At 71.1% G+C, this 2,263-nt stretch carries 3 protein-coding genes; all 3 read right to left on the bottom strand.

Annotation, left to right across the window (positions count from 1 at the left end; genetic code table 11):
• The coding region (gene tssK, locus FUT87_RS10825) for a type VI secretion system baseplate subunit TssK (protein ID WP_147241012.1) at positions 1 to 1,023 on the bottom strand (1,023 nt) is incomplete at its 3' end.
• Positions 1,020 to 1,526 carry a type VI secretion system lipoprotein TssJ gene (gene tssJ, locus FUT87_RS10830; protein WP_175538249.1) on the bottom strand — a complete coding sequence of 169 codons (507 nt, stop codon included), beginning with the start codon at positions 1,524 to 1,526 and terminating at the stop codon, positions 1,020 to 1,022. The genes tssK and tssJ, both read right to left, overlap by 4 nt.
• Before the next feature lie 300 nt (positions 1,527 to 1,826).
• Positions 1,827 to 2,263: methyl-accepting chemotaxis protein (locus FUT87_RS10835; RefSeq protein ID WP_255511767.1), on the bottom strand; the 437-nt coding region annotated here is incomplete at its 5' end.

Consider the following 2,263-nt stretch of genomic DNA (forward strand, 5'->3'; position numbering starts at 1 on the left):
GCGCAGCAGGTCGGCATCGGGCACGACGGCGGTGCGCACGCCATGGGTGCGCTCGGTCAGGTCGATCTGCAGCGCGTTGCGCTCCAGCACCACGCTGAGCATGCGGCGCAGGTCCTCCAGCAGCGGCGCGAAACTGCCGCGCAGGTCGTCGTGGCGGTACAGCGGATATTCGGGCGCCAGGCGGGTGTCGCTCACGAAGGTGGCCAGATCGCCGGCCAGCTGCAGGCAGTCGCGGTGCAGCAGCTCCGGATGGACATGCGGCGACTCGGCATGCTGGCGGAACAGCGGGTCGGCGCGGTTCAGCGCCTGCAGCATCAGGAAGTCGGCCAGCTCGGACACGCCGTTGCCCAGCTGCCCCATGCGCGAGGACAGCAGCTGCGCGCGCTGGCGCACCAGCCCGTGCAGCAGCGAGGCCATCGCGGACAGGTGGCCGCTGGCGTCGATGCGGGTCTGCGGCGGGATGTAGCTGCGGTCCAGCACCAGCTGCTGGTCGGCGCGGCGCTCGGCCACGCGGGCCACGCCCAGCGCGGCATAGGCGTCGTTGAGCTCGCGCGCCGGCAGCAGCCGCAGCGTGAGCGCGCCGGTCTGGACGGGCTCGGGCTCGTCGCCGGCGCTGGTCTGGTCGCGCAGGTCCTGGTCGACGACGTGGTAGCGGTGCAGCTCGCCGGCATCGTGGCCGTTGAAGGCCACCTGGTCGGTGCCCGGGCGCGCGATCGGCGCGGCCAGCACGATCATGTCGCCCTTGAGGTCGGCAGGCACCTCCAGCGGCGCCAGCGCGGCGTCCGCCTGCGGGATCTGGAAGGGCGTGCCGTCGGGCAGGATGCCGCTGGCGCGCACGATGCCCAGCCGGCCGACGCTCAGCAGCGCCTCGTCCAGCACCAGCTCGGTGAAGCCCCAGCCATGCGGCGCCAGCGCGCGGGCGCGGCTGTCGACCAGGTGCTCCAGATATCGGGTTTCCTGCTGGAAATGGTGGGGCAGCAGGAACATGCCCTGCGACCAGATGACCTTGCTGTGCCAGCTCACGGCTGCTTGACCGAGGCGCTGACCGACAGCTCGTCGGCCTGGATGAGGACGTCCTGCTTCTTGCCGACCATCACCGGCACCACGGCGCGCCAGCGCGCATGCTCCAGGTCGCGGTAGGCGCCGAAGACGGCGATGAAGCGGGTCTCCGGCGACAGCGTCTTCTTGTTGATGGTCCGGGATTCGCCGGGCTGGAGGGTCATTTCCTCGCGGGCGACCATCTCGGTGCCAAGCTCGGCCTGGTCCTTCTGGTACAGGCTGATGAAATCGGCAGCATTGAAGGCGTTGGTCGACTTCAGCTCATACACCCGCACCAGCAGCGGGGAGGGGCGCTTGTTGACGCTCGGGTTGAGCTGCGGCGACGCTTGGATGCTGCCGCGCACCTCGGTGGGCTTGGGCGAGCTGGAGAAGGGATTGAGCTTGTCGATCGACGAGCAGCCCCCCAGCAGGCCGAGCGCGCCCAGCGCCAGCAGCGTTCCTGTGGCGCCGCGGCGAGCGGCGCGCATGTATCCGTGGTGTCCCGAACGAGGCGTGAGCATCTTGGCTGTCCTTCTTGACCGGAGGAAAGGATAGCCAGTGGGGGCGGTTGGGCGTGGTGACTTAGGTAATCGGGGAGGGCGTCCGTGGCCGGACACGGGCGTTGGGGGCGAGGCGGGGGAGCGGTGGCGAGGACGCCCCTGAAGCGGCCCGGGCGTTGGCCGCCGAGGCATGGGGCCCCGGCGTCAAGCGCCGGAACCCCACGCCTCACCGTCCCCGACCAGGACCGTACTGCGTCGGTTTTGCGACCGAGGATGGCGGGGGAGGGCTCAGGCGGTGCGGAGGCGGAATTGGCTGACCAGCTTGGCCAGTTGCTGGGCCTGGCCGTTGAGGCTCTCGGCGGCGGCGGCACTCTGCTCGACCAGCGCGGCGTTCTGCTGGGTCACCTGGTCGAGGTGGGAGACGGCGCCGCCGACTTGCTGGATGCCGCCGTTCTGTTCTTGCGTCGCCGCGGAAATCTCCCGGATCAAGGTGTCGACCTGGCCGACCTGGGCGACCACGCGCTGCATGACCTCGCCGGCCCCCTCGGCCTGGCGGGCGCCCGTGTCGACACGGTCGACGCTGGCCTGGATCAGGCCCTTGATCTCGCGGGCGGCGCCGGCCGAGCGCTGCGCCAGCGCACGCACCTCGGAGGCGACGACGGCGAAGCCACGCCCCTGCTCGCCGGCCCGGGCCGCCTCGACAGCGGCATTCAGCGCCAGGATGT

The sequence above is a fragment of the Mitsuaria sp. TWR114 genome (genome assembly GCF_007997345.1).

Coding starts and splice junctions, on each gene's coding strand:
- tssJ (WP_175538249.1), bottom strand. CDS start 1,526: ATGCGCGCCGCTCGCCGCGGCGCCACAGGAACGCTGCTGGCGCTGGGC.